General features: G+C 65.7%; 20 protein-coding genes. 19 read left to right on the top strand and 1 reads right to left on the bottom strand.

What is annotated here, in order from left to right:
- The first annotated feature begins 30 nt into the window (after positions 1–30).
- The 15 genes from CJ010_RS10835 (at position 31) to CJ010_RS10765 (ending at position 14,837) form a co-directional block, all read left to right on the top strand.
- The gene (locus tag CJ010_RS10835; RefSeq protein WP_141018039.1) at positions 31–894 is read left to right on the top strand and encodes a ParA family protein; all 864 of its coding nucleotides are present in this window, start codon (positions 31–33) and stop codon (positions 892–894) included.
- Positions 878–1,141: a type II toxin-antitoxin system HicA family toxin gene (locus tag CJ010_RS10830; protein WP_141018038.1), complete on the top strand. Its 264-nt coding sequence runs from the start codon at positions 878–880 to the stop codon at positions 1,139–1,141. Before CJ010_RS10835 ends, CJ010_RS10830 begins: the two co-directional genes overlap by 17 nt.
- Positions 1,134–2,792: a ParB family protein gene (locus tag CJ010_RS10825; protein WP_141018037.1), complete on the top strand. Its 1,659-nt coding sequence runs from the start codon at positions 1,134–1,136 to the stop codon at positions 2,790–2,792. Before CJ010_RS10830 ends, CJ010_RS10825 begins: the two co-directional genes overlap by 8 nt.
- Positions 2,793–2,810: 18 nt before the next feature.
- Entirely contained in the window at positions 2,811–3,371 is a 561-nt protein-coding gene (locus CJ010_RS10820) for a DUF2857 domain-containing protein (RefSeq protein WP_141018036.1), read from the top strand.
- Between the two features lie 3 nt (positions 3,372–3,374).
- A complete protein-coding gene (locus CJ010_RS10815) occupies positions 3,375–4,577 on the top strand; it encodes an STY4528 family pathogenicity island replication protein (RefSeq protein WP_141018035.1) in 1,203 nt (400 codons plus the stop codon).
- Between the two features lie 293 nt (positions 4,578–4,870).
- Positions 4,871–5,635: a PFL_4669 family integrating conjugative element protein gene (locus tag CJ010_RS10810; RefSeq protein ID WP_141018034.1), complete on the top strand. Its 765-nt coding sequence runs from the start codon at positions 4,871–4,873 to the stop codon at positions 5,633–5,635.
- On the top strand, positions 5,632–6,180 hold the full coding sequence (locus CJ010_RS10805; RefSeq protein ID WP_141018033.1) for a DUF3158 family protein: 549 nt from the start codon (positions 5,632–5,634) through the stop codon (positions 6,178–6,180). The genes CJ010_RS10810 and CJ010_RS10805 overlap by 4 nt, the downstream gene beginning before the upstream one ends.
- Entirely contained in the window at positions 6,177–6,560 is a 384-nt protein-coding gene (locus CJ010_RS10800) for a single-stranded DNA-binding protein (RefSeq protein ID WP_141018032.1), read from the top strand. The genes CJ010_RS10805 and CJ010_RS10800 overlap by 4 nt, the downstream gene beginning before the upstream one ends.
- A gap of 285 nt (positions 6,561–6,845) precedes the next feature.
- Entirely contained in the window at positions 6,846–8,861 is a 2,016-nt protein-coding gene (locus tag CJ010_RS10795) for a DNA topoisomerase III (RefSeq protein WP_141018031.1), read from the top strand.
- Between the two features lie 790 nt (positions 8,862–9,651).
- Positions 9,652–9,903, top strand: coding sequence for a hypothetical protein (locus CJ010_RS10790; protein WP_240794565.1), 252 nt, complete (start codon positions 9,652–9,654; stop codon positions 9,901–9,903).
- Between the two features lie 24 nt (positions 9,904–9,927).
- A complete protein-coding gene (locus CJ010_RS10785) occupies positions 9,928–10,320 on the top strand; it encodes a hypothetical protein (protein ID WP_141018030.1) in 393 nt (130 codons plus the stop codon).
- A 121-nt stretch (positions 10,321–10,441) separates the two neighbouring features.
- Positions 10,442–11,239, top strand: a complete 798-nt coding sequence (locus CJ010_RS10780) for a GTPase (RefSeq protein WP_141018029.1) — start codon at positions 10,442–10,444, stop codon at positions 11,237–11,239.
- Between the two features lie 61 nt (positions 11,240–11,300).
- Positions 11,301–11,666, top strand: a complete 366-nt coding sequence (locus CJ010_RS10775; RefSeq protein WP_141018028.1) for a DUF3085 domain-containing protein — start codon at positions 11,301–11,303, stop codon at positions 11,664–11,666.
- Between the two features lie 281 nt (positions 11,667–11,947).
- On the top strand, positions 11,948–13,540 hold the full coding sequence (locus CJ010_RS10770) for an SAVED domain-containing protein (protein WP_240794564.1): 1,593 nt from the start codon (positions 11,948–11,950) through the stop codon (positions 13,538–13,540).
- A gap of 13 nt (positions 13,541–13,553) precedes the next feature.
- Positions 13,554–14,837, top strand: a complete 1,284-nt coding sequence (locus CJ010_RS10765; protein ID WP_240794563.1) for a nucleotidyltransferase — start codon at positions 13,554–13,556, stop codon at positions 14,835–14,837.
- A 349-nt stretch (positions 14,838–15,186) separates the two neighbouring features.
- Here the strand turns inward: CJ010_RS10765 and CJ010_RS10760 are convergent, their stop codons facing one another.
- Positions 15,187–16,455 carry an IS4 family transposase gene (locus CJ010_RS10760; RefSeq protein WP_141018027.1) on the bottom strand — a complete coding sequence of 423 codons (1,269 nt, stop codon included), beginning with the start codon at positions 16,453–16,455 and terminating at the stop codon, positions 15,187–15,189.
- A gap of 165 nt (positions 16,456–16,620) precedes the next feature.
- Here CJ010_RS10760 and CJ010_RS10755 point away from each other — a divergent pair, with 165 nt between their 5' ends.
- The 4 genes from CJ010_RS10755 (at position 16,621) to CJ010_RS10740 (ending at position 20,226) form a co-directional block, all read left to right on the top strand.
- Positions 16,621–17,961 (top strand): ThiF family adenylyltransferase, encoded by a 1,341-nt coding sequence (locus tag CJ010_RS10755; RefSeq protein WP_240794562.1) that lies wholly within the window; start codon positions 16,621–16,623, stop codon positions 17,959–17,961.
- Entirely contained in the window at positions 17,958–18,497 is a 540-nt protein-coding gene (locus tag CJ010_RS10750; RefSeq protein ID WP_240794561.1) for a Mov34/MPN/PAD-1 family protein, read from the top strand. The genes CJ010_RS10755 and CJ010_RS10750 overlap by 4 nt, the downstream gene beginning before the upstream one ends.
- A 519-nt stretch (positions 18,498–19,016) precedes the next feature.
- On the top strand, positions 19,017–19,559 hold the full coding sequence (locus CJ010_RS10745) for an STY4534 family ICE replication protein (RefSeq protein WP_141018026.1): 543 nt from the start codon (positions 19,017–19,019) through the stop codon (positions 19,557–19,559).
- A gap of 55 nt (positions 19,560–19,614) precedes the next feature.
- The gene (locus CJ010_RS10740; protein ID WP_141018025.1) at positions 19,615–20,226 is read left to right on the top strand and encodes a DUF3275 family protein; all 612 of its coding nucleotides are present in this window, start codon (positions 19,615–19,617) and stop codon (positions 20,224–20,226) included.
- Positions 20,227–20,278 lie beyond the last annotated feature (52 nt).

Below are 20,278 nucleotides of genomic sequence, written 5' to 3'. Positions count from 1 at the left end.
CTCCCGTCATTGCCATCGAGGAGCGACGCCATGCAGGTGGTCTCCATCATCTCGACCAAGGGCGGTGTCGGCAAGACCACGGCCGCGGCCAACCTCGGCGGCTTCGTCGCCGACGCCGGGTTGCGCGTCCTGCTGGTCGACCTCGACGTCCAGCCGACCCTGTCGAGCTATTTCACCCTCGACAGGCGGGCGCCTGGGGGCATCTACGAGTTGCTGGCCTTCAACGAGCAGCGCGATGCGCAGCTGGTGTCCAGCACCGCCATCGCCGGCCTCGACCTGGTGCTCTCCAACGACGACAAGGGCCAGCTGAACACCCTGCTGCTGCATGCGCCGGACGGTCGCCTGCGGCTGCGCAATCTGCTCCCCGCCTTCGCGCCGCATTACGACCTGATGCTCATCGACACGCAGGGCGCGCGCAGCGTGCTGCTGGAGATGGCCGTCCTGGCTTCCGACCTGGCCATCTCCCCGGTCACCCCGGAGATCCTCGCCGCACGCGAACTTCGCCGTGGCACCTTGCAGTTGATCGAGGACATCGCGCCCTATCGCCGCCTCGGCATCGCGCCGCCGCCGTTGCACCTGCTCATCAACCGCGTGCACCCCGTGTCGGCGAACGCCCGCGCGATCCAGCAAGCGCTGCGCGAGATCTTCCGGGACCACGCCGGCGTCCACGTCCTGGCTACCGACATCCCGGCCGTCGAGGCCTATCCCCGCGCGGCAACACGCGGGCTGCCGGTTCATCGCGTCGAATACCGGCGCCCCGCGACACGCGTCGCGCCGGCGGCGCTGGACACCATCCGCGCCCTGGCTTGCGAGCTGTTTCCCCAATGGCAGGCGCAACTCCACACGGTTGCCGGCAAGCATCGAGGGAGGCGCTCCCATGCCAAACCCGCGTGACCTGTGTCGGGGCCACAAGCGCCTGCGGCCGTTGATCGAGTATGCGCTGAGCGAAGGCTGGCAGGTCGTGCGAACACCGGGCGGCCACCTCAAGTTCACCAAGGCCGGGCTGCCCCCGGTCTTCACGGGCTCCACGGCCAGCGACCACCGCGCCGATCGCAATGCCCGCGCGCAGCTGCGTCGGGCTGGACAGCGAGCCGCCGCCAGCGGTGCCGACCACAGCAGCGGGGGACCCGAGCATGGCTGACCTGACCCCGCAGGACATGGCCGGCAAGCTGCTGGCCGAGGGATTCGCGCGCACCAGCCAGGACGCCGCGGCCTTGACCGATCCGATCGCCGACACCCCGATGGTGGTCACGCTGGATCAGTTGCGCCCCTACGACCACAACCCGCGCGTCACCCGCAACCCGCTCTACGACGAGATCAAGGCCTCGATCCGCGAGCGCGGGTTGGACGCGCCGCCAGCGATCACCCGTCGCCCCGGCGAGAGCGCCTACATCATCCGCAATGGCGGCAACACCCGGCTAGCGATCCTGCGCGAGCTGTGGAGCGAGACGAAGGACGAGCGCTTCTTCCGCATCCCCTGCCTGTTCCGGCCCTGGCCGGCACGCGGCGAGATCGTCGCGCTGACCGGCCACCTGGCCGAGAACGAGTTGCACGGCGGCTTGAGCTTCATCGAGCGCGCCCTCGGCGTCGAGAAGGCACGCGAGCTCTACGAACAGGAATGCGGACAGGCCCTTTCGCAATCCGAGCTTGCCCGTCGCCTGACCGCCGACGGCTTTCCCATCCAGCAATCCCACATCAGCCGTATGCGCGACGCCGTGCAGTACCTGCTGCCGGCCATCCCGAACGTGTTGTATGGCGGGCTCGGCCGGCATCAGGTCGAGCGTCTGGCCGTTCTGCGCCGGGCCTGCGAGCGCATCTGGGAGCAGCCCGCCCACGGCAAACGCACCAGCGAGGATTTCCAGGCGCTGTTCCACGAGGTCCTGGCGACGTTCGACAGCGCGTCCGAAGCGTTCTCGGTACAACGCGTGCAGGACGAACTGGTGGGCCAGATGGCCGAGGAGCTCGACGTCGATTACGACACGCTGAACCTGGAGGTCGGGGACAACGAAAGCCGGCAGCGTGCCTTGGGCAGCGCGCCCACCCCGGCCACAGCGCCTCCGCGGCATCCAAGCGCCGCCACGCCGCCTCGGACTCTCTCGGAAGCCGCCGGGACGCCCCGCCACCCCGCTCCGCCGCCCTCGCTCGAGGAGGCCGCGGCACCGGCGCAGGATATCCACGCCTCACCATCGCCCGATGTCGATCGCCTGCAGGGGCATATCGTTTCGCCCGCCCCGACCACCGAACGCCTGCAGTCCATCCAGCGCATGGTGGCCGACCAGTTGGGCGATGCGCTGCCGGACTTCGAAGCCAACGTGCTGCGGGCCATTCCGGTGCAGGCCGGCGGGCTCTATCCGATCTCGGATGTCTGGTACATCGAGCCCGGCTTGGACGCACCCGAGCGCTTGCGCGTGCACATCGCGCAGTTTGCGCGCGAGATCGCCGAGGAGGCCGGACAGGCCGACTGCATCGAACCCACCGATGACGGCTTGGGTTACGTCTGCAACGCCGATGCCCTGACGGCGAACGCACATTCGCTGCCCTTTCTCGCCCGGGCCGTGCTGACCCTGCTGCAGGCCTTGAGCGCGGGCTACCTCGCCGCGCCGGTGCCGCTCTCGACGCTGGACGACCTGCGCCTGACCGATGCACTGGGCCCACTCCTCCAAGGGCGGCGGGATAGACCCGCCTCAGATCGTCTGAGCGACAACGGTCTGGTGAAACTCTTCCGTCTGCTGCGCTTGGCGCGCCGCCTGCTGGATCTGGAAGCCGGCGCGAACTCGTCCACCGCCACCTGAGCCGGGGGGACATACGCCATGTCGGCTCCGCATCCCCTCAATCAGGCCGTGATCGCCCAAGCCCTGCACGACCTGCGCAACGGGCAGTTGCGTCGCTGCAAGGCCATGGGATTCGGAGAACAGGAGCTGGAAGCCCTGAAGCACCCCGCGTTGGTCAGCGTACTGGTCAACGCCACCGTGTCCTGGTGTTCGGTGAAGGTGAACCGGGACGTGTTGCAGCGGCTACTGAGTCAGGTCCGCGACGTCGAGAAGGAGATCGCGACCGTCGATCGCATGCTGCGTCTGGGCGCCAGCACCGAGATGGTCAGCAAGTTCTATGGGCTCACTCACCAGGAGGTGGCGCTGCGCCGGGACATCCTGGGCCTGCCCAAGCGCAAGGGCCGCCATCCGGTGCTCAGCGAAGCCCATGAGAACGCGTTGTGGGAGTGCTGGAAACCGGCCGTGCAAGAACGTGGCATTGCGCTCGAGGACGACGCGGCGATGCTGGAGCTCACCCTCGAACTTGCCGAGGAACTGGATCTTCCGGCCTCCGTCATCTGGGCCACCATGCGGAGTTGGATCGACCAGGGACTGGTGTAGGCCATGGGCACCGGCGGATCTTCCTCGCGCGCTGGCCCGGTGCCGTTGTCGGCGCTGCTCGACGATGCCGCCAAGCGTATCCCCTCGGCCGCGAGCGGGCCCTTGCCCAGCGATGGCTTCCTGTTCAGCGGGAATCGCCACGACAGCGTGCCCCGGCGATTGCTCCTGGACACCCGGCTCACGCCGCTGGAGCGAAATGCCTGGCAGGTGTTTCGCCTGCTGCTCAACAACGACGGGATCACCGCCTTCCCCACCTACGAAGCGATGCGCCCCTACCTGGCATCGATGCCCTGCACCCCGAAGGCCTCCCACGAGACGGTGGCCAGGGCGCTCACCCTGCTGCGGCTGACCCGCTGGCTCAGCCTGGTGCGCCGGCGGCGCGATCCCAGGACCGGGCGCATCCAGGGCAATCTCTACGTGCTCCACGACGAACCGCTCACACCCTTCGAGGCGATGCAACTCGACCCCGACTACCTGGGCCTAGTCAGCCAGGCGCTGACCCACGCCAGCAAGGCGGTGCAACGGGTCGGCCTGCATACGCTCCGAGAGATCGCCGAGGACCCGCTGCTGAGCGGCCGCAGCTTGCCCACCCGCCTGCAGGTACTCGCGCAGAGGCTGGCGGACGAACACACTGGCGAGGCCCCCAGTTATCCACAGGAGTCGGACGCGGCGAAATCCGAAGAAGGCGAAGACGCCCTGCTTCGGAACGACGAAGCCCCCGCTTCGGAATCCGAAGCAGGCCGAAAACCCGCGTCAGACGGCGCTCTTCGGAATCCGAAGCAGGACCGTACAGTACGTAGAGATCGTATGTATGAAGTACGTACGGTACCGCGCGCACGCGACACCGAAGACGCGCCGGCGCCATCCCTGCCCCGGCGCTTCCAGAGCTTGAAGGCCGAGCAGCAGGCCGGAGCGCTGGTCGCCCTGCAGCAGGTCGAGCCCTCGCTGCGCCAGGCCGTGCTCGACGAATGGGACGCACGCTGTCGGACCAGCACGGTGCGCAACCCGGCTGGCTACCTGTTCGGCATCATCCAGAAGGCGATCCGCGGGGAGTTCAAGGCGTGGGTGGGCCAGCACCCGCCCGGCATGGACAAGCCGGCTTCGCCGCCACACCAGGCCGCAACCGCTCCAGCGCCCCCACCCGCCAATCCCGAGGTGGTCCGGCAGCACATCGAGCATCTGCGATCGATGCTGCGCATCACCTGATCGCCGCCACGTCGCGGGAGCTATCCCCTGGGGATAGCGCCATCATGGGCTATCCCAGTCCAGCCCCCCGGGACGGTCGCATGGCACATCGCGTGCCGTCAGGCGGACCGACAGGCTCGCGCCCTCAGACCGGGACGCCCCGGCCCCCCGCATCCCTATCCCCTGGGGATAGCTGCACCACGCTCCCTTCCCCTGCCGGCCTAAACGGGCGGTCATTCGCTGCGGTTTCTTCACTGACAGCCTTCCGGCGCCTGCCGATGCTGGCAGCCCGTTCCTTCTTCACGAGTCCGTCCATGGCCAACGATCTGCAACTGAATCTCGGATCGCTGCGCAGCGCGATGTCGCTGACCCTGCACACCCACCACGCATCGCGCATCTGGCACGGCCGCGCACCGACCGAGGGGCGCCCCGGCATCGTCGGCCTCAGCGGCTTCATCAGCGTGATGAACAAGATGAAGCGCGGCGCCGAGCAGGACGACCCCTATTCGGACTGGTGGATGCTGCGCATCGAGGACAAGCTGGCCGATACGAAGGTCCGCCTGCAGGCGCTGCGCGAGCAGGTCGAGCAGGTGCTCGCGGATGTCCCTCCTGCGCTCAGCCTGGGCGAGAACCTGAACGTGCAGCCGGTAAAGCTGCCGCTGTTCGTCAATGCCCAGCTCGGCTTTGCCGCCGTCTACCTGCTGGCCGACTACGACGACCTGGCGCGCAAGCTGATCCTGGCGCACCACACGGCGCTCATCGACCGCAGCACACTGGAGCGCTGGCTCAACGATGGTGCGCATGCGCTGCGCAGCCTGTTCTCCCTGGCCCAGCAGTACCGCTATTCCGGCACGACGCGCGACGACTTCGCGGCGAAGAACGCTGTGGCGCGGGCGGCGCTGGAGAAGTTCGGCGAGTTGCCCCAGGACGTGCTCGATGGCACGCGCCGTTCGCGCTTTGCGCCACCCATAGCACAGCGGGGAAACCGGCCCGAGGCACCGGCCGCGGACGCTTGGGAGTCAAGCCTCGCCGATGGCGCAGCCGACGCCACGACGCAAGACGAAGGCGCCAAGGCATGACGGCAGCGTCTTCTTCCGGCCGCCCAGGGCGCTTCATTCCGCTGGGACAGGCTAACTTCCAGCTGCTGGAACACGCAGGCTACCTAAAGGGCCTTTTACAGCCCTTTAAAGGTAAGGGGAGTCTGGAGACCTGGGCCAGCCAGTGCATGGCGCTGCGCGACGGGTTGATCGCCCTGGCACAACGGCAGGTGTTGCCCCAGGCGCGGGCCTACCCCTTCAACCTGCTCGATGTGCAACTGGCCCAGCAGACGACTGGCGCAGGGACGACCTTTCTGCGCTGGCGCAACCTCGACCGCTCAACCATGGGCGTGGCCTTGTGGGAGTCGCTGCTCGATCGCCCCGCGACACCGGCTTCGCTGATCGACGACCTGTATGCGATCGAACTGCAGCGCATCGCGCTGAACATGCAGATCAGTCAGACCCACAGCATCGCCCGCCTCGCCCTGGAATGCGCCAGCAGGATGGCGCAAGCCGAGGCGACCTATCTGCGGCGTGTCCACGGGCATGTCGCATCCATTCCCACCATTCCCAAGGAGTCACCATGAGCACACACTTCGTCGGCGAGGGCAACGTCGGTTCTGCGCCGGAGTACCGCGAATTCCCCAACGGCAACGACGAGCCGCGCAGGCTGCTGCGGCTGAATGTCTATTTCGACAATCCCATCCCGAAGAAGGATGGCGAGTACGAGGACCGCGGCGGCTTCTGGGCGCCCGTGGAGCTGTGGCATCGCGATGCCGAGCACTGGCGGTCGCTGTACCAGAAGGGCATGCGCGTACTGGTCGAAGGCCGGACCGTGCGCGACGAATGGGAGGACGCCGACGAGAACGAGCGCGTCACCTTCAAGATCGAGGCCCGTCGCGTCGGCATCCTGCCGTATCGCATCGAGGCGGTGACGCTCGGCACCAAGCCGGCCGGGGGCCAGTGACCCTGTATCGCGGGCGGCTGTAGCAACCGTCAGACGCCCGCCGTGCACCAGTGGGCTATCCCCTGGGGATAGTTCCACTGCGGTCCACCGAGTTCCAGCCGCCCTCCCGACGCCAAACTCCCGCCCCTCATGCCGCCGCGGTCCGTGCATACCGCTGCGGCGACCATTCCCCAGCCGATCACAATTCGGTGTCCATGCCGTCCGGCTTCCTTGCGGCCGGTCTCTCCAGGCCCAGCCATGCTGCTGCCCATCCGATGAACCGCACATTCCCGAGGAGGCTTCACCATGCGCGTGTTCCTGTGCGAGAAGCCTTCGCAAGGCAAGGACATCGCCCGCGTGCTGGGTGCCGGCCAGCGTGGTTCCGGCTGCTACAGCGGTGCGGGTATCGTCGTGACCTGGTGCATCGGTCATCTGGTCGAAGCGGTTCCGCCCGAGGGCTATGACGAGCGCTACAAGCGCTGGACTCTTGAGCACCTGCCCATCATCCCCGAGCGCTGGCGCGTCGAGCCCAAGGCTGCGACCGCCGCGCAGTTCAAGATCGTCAAGCAGCTCGTCGGCCAGGCCAGCGAGCTGGTGATCGCCACCGATGCCGACCGCGAAGGCGAGATGATCGCCCGCGAGATGATCGAGCTGTGCGGCTACCGCGGGCCGATCCAGCGCCTGTGGCTATCGGCGCTCAACGATGCATCGATCCGCAAGGCACTGGGCGCGCTGAAGCCGTCGGCCGAGACGCTGCCGCTGTACTACTCGGCCCTGGCCCGCTCGCGTGCCGACTGGCTGATCGGCATGAACCTGAGCCGGCTGTTCACCCTGCTCGGGCGCCAGGCCGGCTACACCGGCGTGCTGTCGGTGGGCCGGGTGCAGACGCCGACGCTGAAGCTGGTGGTGGATCGCGACCGCGAGATCGCCCGTTTCGTCTCCATCCCGTACTGGGCCATTGAGGTCGCGCTGTCCGCGGGCAGCCAGCCCTTCGTCGCCAACTGGGTGCCGCCACCGGCCAGCACCGACGACGCCGGCCGCTGCCTGCAGCAGCCGGTGGCGCAGCAGGCCGCCGACCGGCTGCGTACCGCGGGCGTGGCGCAGGTGGTGTCGGTCGAGACCGAGCGCGTGCGCGAGGGCCCGCCACTGCCGTTCGACCTCGGCACGCTCCAGGAGGTGTGCTCCAGGCAGCTGGGCCTCGACGTGCAGGAGACGCTGGACATCACCCAGGCGCTGTACGAGACGCACAAGGCGACGACGTATCCACGCTCAGATTCGGGCTATCTGCCCGAGAGCATGCTGGCCGAAGTGCCGACCGTGCTCGAGAGCCTGCTCAAGACCGATCCCGGTCTGCGCCCCCTGATCGCTCAGCTCGACCGCAACCAGCGCTCACGCGCGTGGAACGACACCAAGGTCACCGCCCACCACGGCATCATCCCGACGCTCGAACCGGCCAACCTGTCGGCCATGAGCGAGAAGGAACTGGCGGTGTACCGACTGATCCGCGCGCACTACCTGGCGCAGTTCCTGCCCCACCACGAGTTCGACCGCACGGTGGCGCAGCTCGCGTGCGGCGGGCAGTCGCTGCTGGCCGTGGGCAAGCAGATCGCCGTAGTCGGCTGGCACCAGGTGCTGGCGGCGCCGGAGGAAGGCGACGCGGATGGCGATGACGCCCAGCGCAGTCAGGTGCTGCCGGCGCTGCGAGCCGGCTTGTCCTGCCAGGTAGGTCATGTCGATCTGAAGGCGCTGAAGACCCTGCCGCCAAAGCCCTATACCCAGGGCGAGCTGGTCAAGGCCATGAAGGGCGTCGCCAAGCTCGTCACCGACCCGCGCCTGAAGCAGAAGCTGAAAGAGACGACGGGCATCGGCACCGAGGCCACGCGCGCCAACATCATCAGCGGCCTGCTCGGCCGCGGCTATCTGCTGAAGAAGGGCCGCGCCGTCCGCGCCTCGGATGCAGCCTATACCCTGATCGACACCGTGCCGGCCGCCATCGCCGATCCGGGAACGACGGCGGTCTGGGAGCAGGCTCTAGACATGATCGAGGCGGGTCAACTGACGTTGAACACCTTCATCGCCAAGCAGTCCGCCTGGGTGATCCAGCTCGTGCAGCAGTACAGCCGCGCGACGCTCGCCATCAAGCTGCCGCCATCGCCATCCTGCGCGCAGTGCGGCGCGCAGATGCGCCAGCGCACCGGCAAGAGCGGCGCATTCTGGTCGTGCACTCGCTACCCGGACTGCAAGGGCACGCTGCCGGTCGATGGCTCGACAGGCAAGCGTGGAGCGGCGCGCAAGCAGCGCGCCTCCCGCAAGGCGTCCTGACACCGACGAATCCCTTCGCCACGCCAGCCGTGTCCGACGGCGGGGCCAACGTCCCGCACCCCGCGGGACTCCCCAGCACACGTCGCCTTCTGCAACGGTGTGCGCGTCTCGCGACCCTGCCATGGGTCCGCGGGACGAGAAGGCCGTTCCTCCGCGAATCGCGTTTGCCGCGACTCCGTTGATCGAGATGCTCCCGTCGATGACGAGAGGTCTCCTGACGCCTGGCCGACCTGTGCCGTGGCGAGCCGTCAGGAGACCCCTCGGGTCGACCGGTATTCGGTGCCGGTGCCCGCCGGCGGAACAACGGGCTCCTTTTGTGCGCGGATGTGTGCCGAAGGTTTTCGACCCCAGCCACGACACGGGTCGGGTGCGATTGCTGACGCAGCGAGCGGCTTTGACGACGGCCGGGACTGCCACAGCCCACAGGTGGTCTATCTCTTCCACGGCTGAAGGCTTGAAGGCCTTCGGCCTGTTGGTCTTTGTTTGATCCTGATCGGTGTCGCGCAGCCTCAAATCGGCCCTTGTGCAATGCGCATTCCTCGAAGACGCCAGTGATGCGTCGCGTCCATCCTGCAGTCATGTGCTGCTGACCGTCGTCAGCACCATGCCCTGGCAGCTCCGGTCTTCAAGGCTGCAACGCGGTTCGCCGCGTGGATCGAACCAGTCCGCCTCGCATCGCCCACCGCGGACGAGCGTCTTCACGACGTCGATGCTCTTTCCTTCAACCCTTCGGGAGGTATCCGCTCCCGTCCGGGTGTGGAGCTCCCGGTCCTTCAACCAGGAGAGCCCCATGTCCCTTGCATTCGCATCGGCGCCGCTGAGGGCTGCACAGGCCCGTGCCGAAGCCATTGACTTTCTGGCCTTGGCCTACACCGGCAAGCGCCCGCCTCTGCAGGTGCGCCGCAGCGCCGCCGGCCACTACCTCGGCACCGCCGATGAAAACGGCCCGGTGTCCCGCGAATCCGTCGAGTACTTCCGCTCGCAGCACGCCGCCGACCACGCCCTTGCAACAGGCCGCTGGCAGCAACGCATCCACCCCTGACTTCCACTTACCAGGAGCCATTTCATGAACCAGTCTTTGCCCCAGGACGTACTTGATCAGATCGCCGCGGAAGAACGGCATTTCGCCGAAGCACCGCGGGCCTTCTTCGAAGCATGGAAGCGCGGTGCGGAAATCGCCGGCCCCGAATGGTTCGGCGACGGCACGCCCGAAGGCCTGCGGCGTGCCACCACGAAGTGGGATCTACGCCCCAAGGTGCTGTTGCTCAACGACGCCCTGGACGTCCTCAGCGGCGGCCAGCGCATGTTCCTGTCCGCGATGGTGAGCTTCTACAACGCCCGCGAGGGCGGCGCGATGCTCAAGCGTTGCGGGTTCGAGGGGCTTTCCGATCTGGGCGGTCTCGATCTGGAGCGCCGCAAGGTCATCGCCGATCTGGTGCTGAACTACAGCGGCTGGTGAGCCCCGTTCACCGCGCTGGTCGCTTCTTCCGCCGGGCGCATGCCGCGTCCATCCACCTCACCATCAAGGGACATACCTCCCTTGCGGGCGGGAGTCCCTTGGTCACCACAAGGAGTTTCCCATGGACACCCAATCCATCCGCGCACAAATGCCGTTGCTCGTTCGCGGTCACGTGCCTTCCAACGTCCACACCTTCAAGTTCAACATCTTCGACGGCCAGCCCAAGGTTTCCACGCTGGGCTTCCACATCGATCCCAAGCCGTTCGAGGGCAAGGTCATCGCCAGGACCGACGAGGCCATCGTCGTCAAGACCGGGCGAGCCGAGTTCGCGGTGCTCGACCGGGCGCTCGTGACTGAGGTGCCCGACGAAGGCACCAAGGTGCACGTCGAACCCTACGCCCGACACCGCTTCGACGGTCTGCGCGCGGATACGCCCGAGGAACGCACCGAGTTCACCGCCGACGGCCAGCCCTACACGGTGAAGACGCTCGTGCTCGGTTCCGCGCCGGCGAAGCTGCCGATCCCCGAGCCCCGCTGTCCCGAGCTGCAGGAGCTGATCCAGCAGATGGAGCAGTTGCCTGCGCCCGATGGTTTCCGGCGCATCGCGCACCTCATGGTGGATGCCGGCGCGCGGGATTTCACGTGGGTCGATCCGTTGCCCGGCGACATCATCGCGACACCGCCGGCCATTGGCTTCACGGTGGCCACGGCGAAGTTCGAGGGGCGCGTCACTGTCCTGTACGAACGCGGGCTCGACCTGTACGCGGTGGAACTGCACCGTGACGGCGAACTCGTCGAGCGGGTCGATAAGGTGTTCTTCGATGCGCTCGGCGAGTCGCTGGAACGGTTGATCGACGACGGGAACTGGCGGCGCATCCGTGTGCAATGCCTGTCCGGCCGTAAGTCTGCTCAGCACTGATCCCCACGCGGCCTCCCGTCCTCTCGACGGGAGGCCCTTCATTTCTTTTCCCGGAGATCACATGTCTGTTCGATTCAAAGGTACCGAGCTGCGCCCCGTGCTCCTCGAAGCGGTGCTCAACCAATGTCGCGTCGTCCTGGTCAAGGATCAGGGCGTGTATTTCCTGGCCGAGCGTGGCGAGCGCAGGCCCGATGGGCGCCAGAAGCTCATCGCCTACGCCGTCGGCTGCAATCCGGATGTCGACGCATTCGATGACTGGTGGAAATTGGCGCGCACCGAGCTTGGTGGTGACGATTTCCGCGAGTTATTCGATCCGCGCGACGGTGTCTTTGCGCTCATCCTGCACAGCGCGAACGACCTCGAAGTGTCCGCCACCTCGACACACCTATCGTTGCAGGCCGTAGCCCCAACGCCGAACGGCAACTGACGGTCCCACATTCCCAGCCCCCACTCCGGGGGCGTTTCATCGCCAGAGGTTGAATGACTGCTCGCTGAACGTGGCACCGATCCTGTGTAGAACTGCCGCTCAGATCAAGAACTGATCGTCCGGCATCAGACCCTCACCGCGCTGCGATGCGCGATGCTCGAAGTCACTTCTCTCCACCAAGTCGGAAGCGGTTCGTCATGAGCATCGGGATTCCATGGGGTTGAAACGGGATTTCTCGCCCCCACGTAGGCAGCTGCCAACGAAGAAGAACGCCGAACACTATGGCTACCAGCCCCCATGCGCCCGCACCCGGCGTTACCCCTTCCACCGACTATCTCAACGATCAGGACCTAGTGGCTTGGCTGGAAGCTCGCCTCGCCTCTCGACACCACGTCGCCTATATCCACAGCGGCTTCCTGTGCAAGGTTGTGGATCTCGATGGGCCAGACCACTCCCTGCATCCGGCCGATCCCGAAGGCGAGGCGAAGAAGTGCCTGAAGAAGCTGGTAGCCCAAGGTCTGCTCCAATACCTGGAACTACCGCTTCAGACCCTACAGGATGCTCACGTAGCCGATCCGAGCTGGACGTATTCCCAGGTGTCGTCGAAACCAGCCGTGGATGCCCTCATTGCTACGCGCGATGGGCTGCTTGGCAGGACCGCCGGTCGAGGGCCGGAGATCACCGACAAGACAGCGCAGAAGGTCTGGGCTGATGCTGGTGGTCGATGCATGTTCGCGGGATGCGGGGAAGACCTGACCGAGATCCCCCTTTGGACCCGGACCGCCAGGATTGGATATCTGGCTCACATCATCGCGTCCGATCCTCAGGGACCGCGCGGCAACCAGCAGGACTCCCACCGGCTCGCAAACAACCCGGAGAACATCATGCTGATGTGCGATGCGCATCACCGCTTGATCGACTCCTTTGCCCCGGACGACTACATACCCCACACCCTGTACGAGATGCGCCGGACCCACCGCGACATGGTGCGGAACTACCTGGGCTCTCTGGCATTCCCGCGCACCCGCGCGGCAACGCTGCATGCCAATCTGGCCCACGTCCCGACCTACTTTCATGACTCCGAGCTGATCGACGCCATTCTGGCAACCGGTTGCGCCATGCTGCCAGGGGTTATCCACTATGTGCGCCGTAAGGCTCCACGTGACGATCGCAACACGCCGGGGTTCTGGTCCCAGTACCTCCGGGACCACGAAGGGGATATCCGCCAACTGGTCGCCGGATTCAACGGCGCAAGTGGCGCACTCACGGAGAATCTCGCCGTCTTCCCGCTCCACCATATCCCGACGATGGTGCTGGCAGGCCGCATCATGGGCGAAGCCCAAGCCATCCAAGTCTTCCAGTACAGCAGGAGCCGTCGCACGTGGGCGTGGAATCCCGACGTCGCCCCCAAGCCCGTCGGCACTTTCAGCGTAAGCACTATGCCCCAGGCGCGTGCTTCCGAGGTCCTCATCACCATCGAACTCAGCGCTGCGATCGACGAGGACGCCATACCGCCGGCGCTGCAACCGGATTTGGCCGTCGGACGCCTGCCGTGGCTTCGTATCACGACGCCGAGTCCTGATTCCGACTGCATTGCACATCCGGACGACCTAGACCAGTTCATGCAGGTCGCCCGACGGACGATTAACCACGTGCAAGACGTGATGCGGGCCCGCAAGGTTCATCTGATCGCCATCAGTCCGGCCAGCACGGTGTTTCGTTTCGGCCAGATGCTCCAGCCTGGCCACCATCCCGAATACATCCTCTACGACCGCGCCGGCCGCGAATATCCATTCGTTCCGGCCTTCTCCATCACAGGCCACGACGTGTCGGCTCTCGATAGGGAGCGGCCCTTCTCCATCTCCCTTCGATAAAGAGCCTGACGCCATGACCCTCACGAAAAGCGCCGATCTGGTCCTTCAAGCCGAGCGGACCCGTCCTGCCCGCCTTACCGAGTCCCTCGAATCGATTGCCGCTTTGCGGAACGACGGCCTGACCCGTTCCGCGGAGCGAGATCTACTGTTGGCCTACAGTCCTTGGGCTCGGGCACTGAATGACGCCAACCTCCACATCACGGTGCGCCCGGAAGAAATCGCCGCCGCGGCCGAGGCCTATAGGGAGGTGGCGGGACTCTTGGTCGCGAAGCTGGACTGGCCGAATGACACCATCAGAATCCTGCCTCAAGGCTCCGCCAGCACGCAAACCCTTATCCGCTCCCCTTTCGGCGGTGAGAAGTTCGACATCGATGCCGTCTGCCAGGTCGATATCTCCCGCGTCGCAGCGCAAGACCCGATGGGTTTCTTTCAGTCGGTCGGGGACGCCCTTGAGGAGCTCGAGGCAGAAGCGAAGAAACGCTGCTGGAACATTCCGTTCCCCAACCGGCCGTTCTATCTCGAGTTCACCCCGTCCGTGCCGCTGAACAACGTGCCCCAGTACACCATGGAGTCGATGGCGCCCCGGTACCGGGCAGCTTTCGCATACCGAGCAACCGCCTTGGCAGTCGTGGACACGCCGACCGAACGCTGGAAAACATCGAACCCCGCAGGCATGACCAAGTGGATCGATGACACGGCCAAGCGGCCCCTGATCCGTCAAGTCTCGTTGGAAACTGCAGTACTACGTGAGGCGAAGGCGGAGGTCGCGCCTGTGCTAGAGCAGGCAGTGGAGATTACCGATACGCTGCGGGTTGCCATCCGCCTTTTCAAGCGCCATCGAGACATGTGCGTGCGACGGGGCATCATTGCAGGCGAGGCCAAGCCGATCTCAATCATCATCGTGACCCTGCTGACCAGTTGCTACGAGGGTCTCGCCGACCTCGGCCGCGTCTACGCTCATCCGGTGGAATTGCTCGACGATCTCGCCTCCCTCTTGCCCCACCTTGTCCTGAAACTCGAAGACCAGTACCGGGTAGATAACGCGACCGTTGAGGGCGAGAACTTTGCTGAAAAGTGGAATCACGACGGTGGGACTCGATATAGGGCGTTTGTCGCATGGTGCAAGGCCCTGTCCGCGGATCTGAAGACGATCCTGGCCTTGACCGAGCCGCAGGAGATATCCACGCGCGTCCGTGAAGTGTTCGGCATTCCGGCGCCCACGACTGACGGTACAGGTCTGTCGTCTGCCCGTTATCCCGCGCCGCCGCCGACTCGTCCCGGACGAGGGTTGGCATAAGGCCGTCGTGTGAGTCTTGCAAATCTGGACCTAACCAGTGTCCACCAGCACTTCCCGGACTTGCTACCGTCCGCCCTGAGCCGTGACCGCGGCGCAACAGCCTATCGGTTAAGACTGCCGGCGTTTCCGCCGGGCAGAGCATTCGGGTGGGCAGAGCTGCGGTTGCCAAAGGGTTTTCCTGAGCATGCTCGGGCCGAAATCGTTCTCTCTCCCGACGCAGTGCTGCGTGTTCCGCACCTCGACCAAGCTGGCGTCCTATGCACCGACGGAGACCCAGGCCCGGGCTCGGGGCATTCGCCCGAAGACAGAATTCTTCTCCTTCTGCAGGCCTACCAGCAATGCCGTTTAGTTAAGCCACTGCCTTGTAGGCAAACGGATATCCGCGCTGCAGTGGCCTGGGTTCGCGCGGATAGCTTCGGTCGGGTCGCACCGCTTCGGGCTCGGAACTGAGGCGCCGCAGAATCGTCGCGACGAGGGCGACGGTGGCGCGCCCGAGCAGCAGGCGCGGCAGCCATCGGCGCACCTGCGCGAGCGCATAGTGTCGGTTGGCCTGATAGCGATGCTGGCGATGGGCGCAGTGCTTGTCGATGCGCCGGTCGGCCTCGAGGACGAACAGATTGGTCAGATTCATCAGGAGCACGCGCGCATGGAAATCCTGCTCGACCGCAAGGGCGCTCTTGCCGGAGAAGTTCTCGGCGGTGAGCCGGCACTTCAACTGCTTGTAGCCCTCCTCGACGGCCCAGCGGCGCGCGTAGAGATCGGCGAACAGATGCAGCGGGTAGCGCTCGGCGTCACACAGCGACGTGACCAGGTACTCGTGCTCGCCGGTAGCGAGGCGCACCCGCACGATGCGCAGGCGCAGGCTCGCATACTCGACGCCGAACTCGCCGCACACGCGGCGCGCCCGCTCGGAGAGGCGCGCCACGTAGCACAGCTCGCGGGTGCCGTTCAGAAGCAGGTCGAAGGCGCGCGACCACAGGCCCGCATCGATGCGCGCGCAAAAGTGCGCCCCGCGCGAGCGCACCAGCGCAAACAGCCACAGCGCCGGATAGCCGCGGTCGAACAGCATCACATCGTCGGGCCCGATCGCCTCGAGCTGCTGCGCGAACAACGCCCGCTCGCCCTGTTTCCACGGCGCGCACGCGGCGCTGACGACGATGCGGTTCAACACATCGAAGGCGAACGACACCCGCGCGAGCGGCCGCAGTCCGCTGTCGTGGCGCAAGCCGCCAAACGCCTTCGCCAGCTCTGGAAAGGCATGCAGTCGCAGGCTCGAACCATCGACGGCGAGCAGCCGATGCCCCATCCAGCGTGCGAGCCGCCCGCCCTGTTCGGCGTGGCGCACGATCGACGCGTTGAGCGCGACCAGCGCCGAAGGCTTCAGCTTCGCGCGTGCCTGCGTGAGCGCGCCCTTGGTGACGGCGCTCTGCTTGCCGCCGGAAAGATCGTCGAGCAGGCGCTGCAGCGCCTGCCGCATGGAACATTGGAAGTTGAGCAGCAGCCAGGTCACCACGGTCGCGAAGGGCAGCGCGCGCTGCTGGGTGAAGTCCTGCGGGCGTTGGCGGTGGGCATCGATGAAGTCGCGGTCAGTGAGCGTACGGCGCAACAGATCGGTCAAACTGGCATAGAACTTGCAAGTACAACATCATGATTTATCCTTGTTTATCAGTACTTTACGCATGCAATTATACCATCCGGCATGAAGTCGAGGGCGCGCCCGGGCCGCGCGGCAGGCTAAACTAAACGGCATTGGGCCTACCAGGAGCATTTCCTGGCACCCTGGTTGGCTGGCGGCCTGGATGGCGATTTCGCTGCAGAGGCCCTCAACTACTGGGCAATCGAGGTTGCCCAGTCCCTTTCCCACAGCGATCCAGTCCGGGCCGTCTGGACGCTCGATCCATGCCCCGCTCAGGCCATCGTCAGACAGGGCCTGCTCCTCTTACCCGAGCGGATCGTCATCGCAGCCGATGAACAGTTACCCATCACCAATCGATTGATCCAGTCCATGGGCAAGGGGGCAAGCCAGCACATCGGCGTTCTGGTGGCCGACATCCCCATTTCACACGCCCTCACCCCAAGTACGTGGCCACGGACCGCATCCGACCTGGATCTGATCCTCGGAGGACGCCTCAAGCCCGCTGAGTACGAGATGTTCCGTTCCGCCACCAGTCGGCGTGGCCGCCGCATTCATCGGGTGGTCTTGCTGCGCAGTTCCGAGGCCGCCTTCGCGTACCTGCTCCCAGGCGGCCCGCCGACTGTCGTGGATGACGGCAAGCGCAAGAAAACGTATCCGCCCCTCAGCAGGCCCTTGCCGCTCAGCGCAGTCCGCCTCGATCCGCATTGGACAGTGGGGCGTGACCAGCATCCTGAAGTGGCGGATCGTCAGGGTAAGCGCGTCCTTGTTCTCGGCGCCGGTGCTCTTGGCAGTCCGGTAATCGACCATCTAGCCAAGGCCGGGGTCGGCTTTATCACAGTGGTGGACGCCGACGATCTTTCGCCAGCGAACATCGGACGGCACCTGTTGGGTGCTGAATCGATCGGTAAGAGAAAGGCCGGCGCCGCTGCCCGGCGCGTCAATCTCGGATACCCCGCCACGGTCGTTACTCCTCACGCGATGACCGTGGAAAGCTGGCTGAAGAAACACGCTCTGTCCGGCGTGGACGTCGTCCTCGATCTCACCGGCGAGCCGGATGTGCGCTGGTACGTTGACCAAGCCCGACACGAGCATCCTTGTCCGCTGCTGATCGGTTGGATGGAGCCATATGCCGCGGCTGCCCACGCGTGCCCTCTTCCGCCGCAGACGCCGTGGATCCAGGGTAGTAGGGATCCTCTGAACGATCTCGAAGCGGTGTCCTGGCCAGACGAGGTGATTCGTCGGGAGCCTGGCTGCAGCAGCCGGTTCCAGACCTATACGGCGGCAGCGGCAGCCCATGCGGTCGCTCTCGTCACCGAGAACGCCCTGGACCTGATCGACGGCACCGACGGCTCGGCAACGGCCCAAGTGGTGAGTTGGGTGCGAGGCCAACATTTCCTTGACAAGCACTGGCCCGGCCTGGCACTTCGGGACTGGGCACTGCCGGCGGCCCCTCACGAGGGTCTCATTTTGACCCGACCCTTCCCGTGATACGGATCTTCTTCTACCCTGACTCCACGCGCTACGTCCTGTTTACCGAACAAGTCCTCGCGCATATGTACGTCCACGCTCAACGCCGGCCGTGGCAGAAGGAAGCGGGCGGTGAAATCTTCAGCGCCGCACCAAACGCGACCGGCCTCGTCATCAGTGCCGCGGCCGGCCCCCACCCGCGCGATCACCGCCGAAGACATGGCTGGATCCCGGATGCAGCTGCGGCCGACCGGGCACGCCACGCCGCATTCTCCCTGGGCAAGCATGCAGTGGGCCTGTGGCATACGCACCCCGAGCCGCGGCCTTCTCCCTCAGGCCTGGACCGCCAGACCACGCACGAGTACTTGGAGACCTTTCAGGACCAACGGTCCCGGTACCTCTTAGTCATCATCGGCAACCGCGGCACTCCTGTCTCCATGGGCGTCTGGGCGGCCTCCGCGGAGCGCCAGGGGGTCTGGTTAGAGCTGACTGAATCTGCAGCAAGCCATGCGTCACTGAATGATGGCGCGACGGACTCCTTCCAACCCACCAAGTGACTTCCTCGACCCGAATGCCGTGGTATCCAAGGTTGCCAGTGAAGGCACCATGGATCGTCTAGTCTGCGAATGGCCCCGTCGTGCGACTGCGCCACTGTATCGGCTACCTTTCAGCCTGAAGCGGCAGGAACAACCGCTTCTTGCCGGCCCCAGAAAGACAACAAGTCGCCACCCCCCGCCACCCCCCGCGTCCCGGACGCTTCGTCACTGACGCTACACCAAATCGGGCACTGACGAATACCGATTTCCGCTCGCGCGGGTGGCGTCCTACCCCCACGCTTCCCGCCATGTTCAGCTGACCTCCGTCAGCAACATGCCCAGGTAGGCACGATCTTCAAGGCTACGGCACGGTTCCGACCGCGTTGATCATCCCAGTTCGCACCGGCATCCATGCGCGAACGCCCATCGGCTCCCGATGGTGATGCCACGAAGCTGTTCCATCAACCCACGCGGGGGTTCCACACCTTCCCCGCCTGGGTCGGGTGTGTCTCCGCCTCTTTGTTCTTCAGGAGATTCACCATGACCTCTTCCACCGAAAAGTCCTACTTCGATCTGCACATCACCGGGCTCGGGTACCTCAATCGCATTCGCGAAGTGAAGCCCAAGAAAGGTGATGCGTTCCTGGCCTGCGACATCGCGGCCCTGAACGGTCCCAGCGATGACGTCTCGTACGTGCGTTTCGACACGCGCGTATCGGGTTCGGAAGCGCAGCACCTGGTGCGCCGCTGCATCCAGGCTGTCGATGCCGAGAGGAAAGTGATGATCGGCTTCCGTCTGGGCGACCTGTGGACCGACACCTTCACCTACTCCAAGGGGAAGCGTGCCGGCGAGCAGGGTGTGAGCCTCAAGGCCCGCCTGCTGTTCGTCAGTTGGATCAAGGTCGACGGCAAGCTCGTCTACAAGGCCGAGTCCAAACCGACCGAGACCGACGAGCACGACCCGGAAGTCCCCGTGACATCCGACGCGCCTGCCGCGCAGCAAGCCCCGGCACCGGAGTCTTCCAAGCCCGCCGCGGACGACGCTGCCGATGCCCCCGCATCGGCAGCCGCCGAGTCGTTCTGATCCGTAAGGCCCCATCCCCGGGGCCTTGTCTTCTCTTCTTCAGCAGGAGGCCTCCATGATCACCATCCCCGGCCAACTGGCCATCAAGACCATCCACGGTCGCAACGGCGACTTCAACGTCGGCCGCCTCGCTACCTCCATCGGCGAGTTCGTCGTGAAGAACGCCGAACTCGACCAGTACACCGAAGGCAAGTACGAAGGCGATTTCGTCATCGCTGAGATTCGCCCCTCCACGTACAGCGCCAACGGCCGCATGGTCATCGAGATCCGTGCTCTTCTGGGCGGAATGACCCTGTCCAACATCGACGCCCTGAGCCGCGACGAAGCCCGCCGGCTGAGTCCGCAGGAAGTCGATCCGATCGACGAGGAAGCGCAGGCTCCCGCGCCGGCCGCACCCACGGCGCCGGCCAGGCCGAAGTCCCGCAACACGCGCGATCCCCTGGTCGATACCACGCCGTTTGGCAGCGCGCCGGCCGCTGCCTCCCCAGAGGCCACGGCCGACGCGGATGACGCGGCGCTGTTCGGTGCGCTCTGGCCGCTGGGCGAGATCGTCAAGCTCGACGCCACCGTCGATCGCCGCATTCTGCGTCAGCAGCGCGACCGGCTCTGTGCGCTGGGCTATGAGTTCGCTCCGCTATCCCAGGGCTGGCATCTCGCCAAGGCCTGATTCCAACCGCCGCGCCAGCGGCGTTTCACCACCCGCCGGGGCTCCTCCCCGG

The organism is Azoarcus sp. DD4 (genome assembly GCF_006496635.1).
Classification (GTDB): Bacteria; Pseudomonadota; Gammaproteobacteria; order Burkholderiales; family Rhodocyclaceae; genus Azoarcus.
Note: the sequence above shows the minus strand (reverse complement) of the source record. Positions and strands in the feature narration are given on the sequence as shown.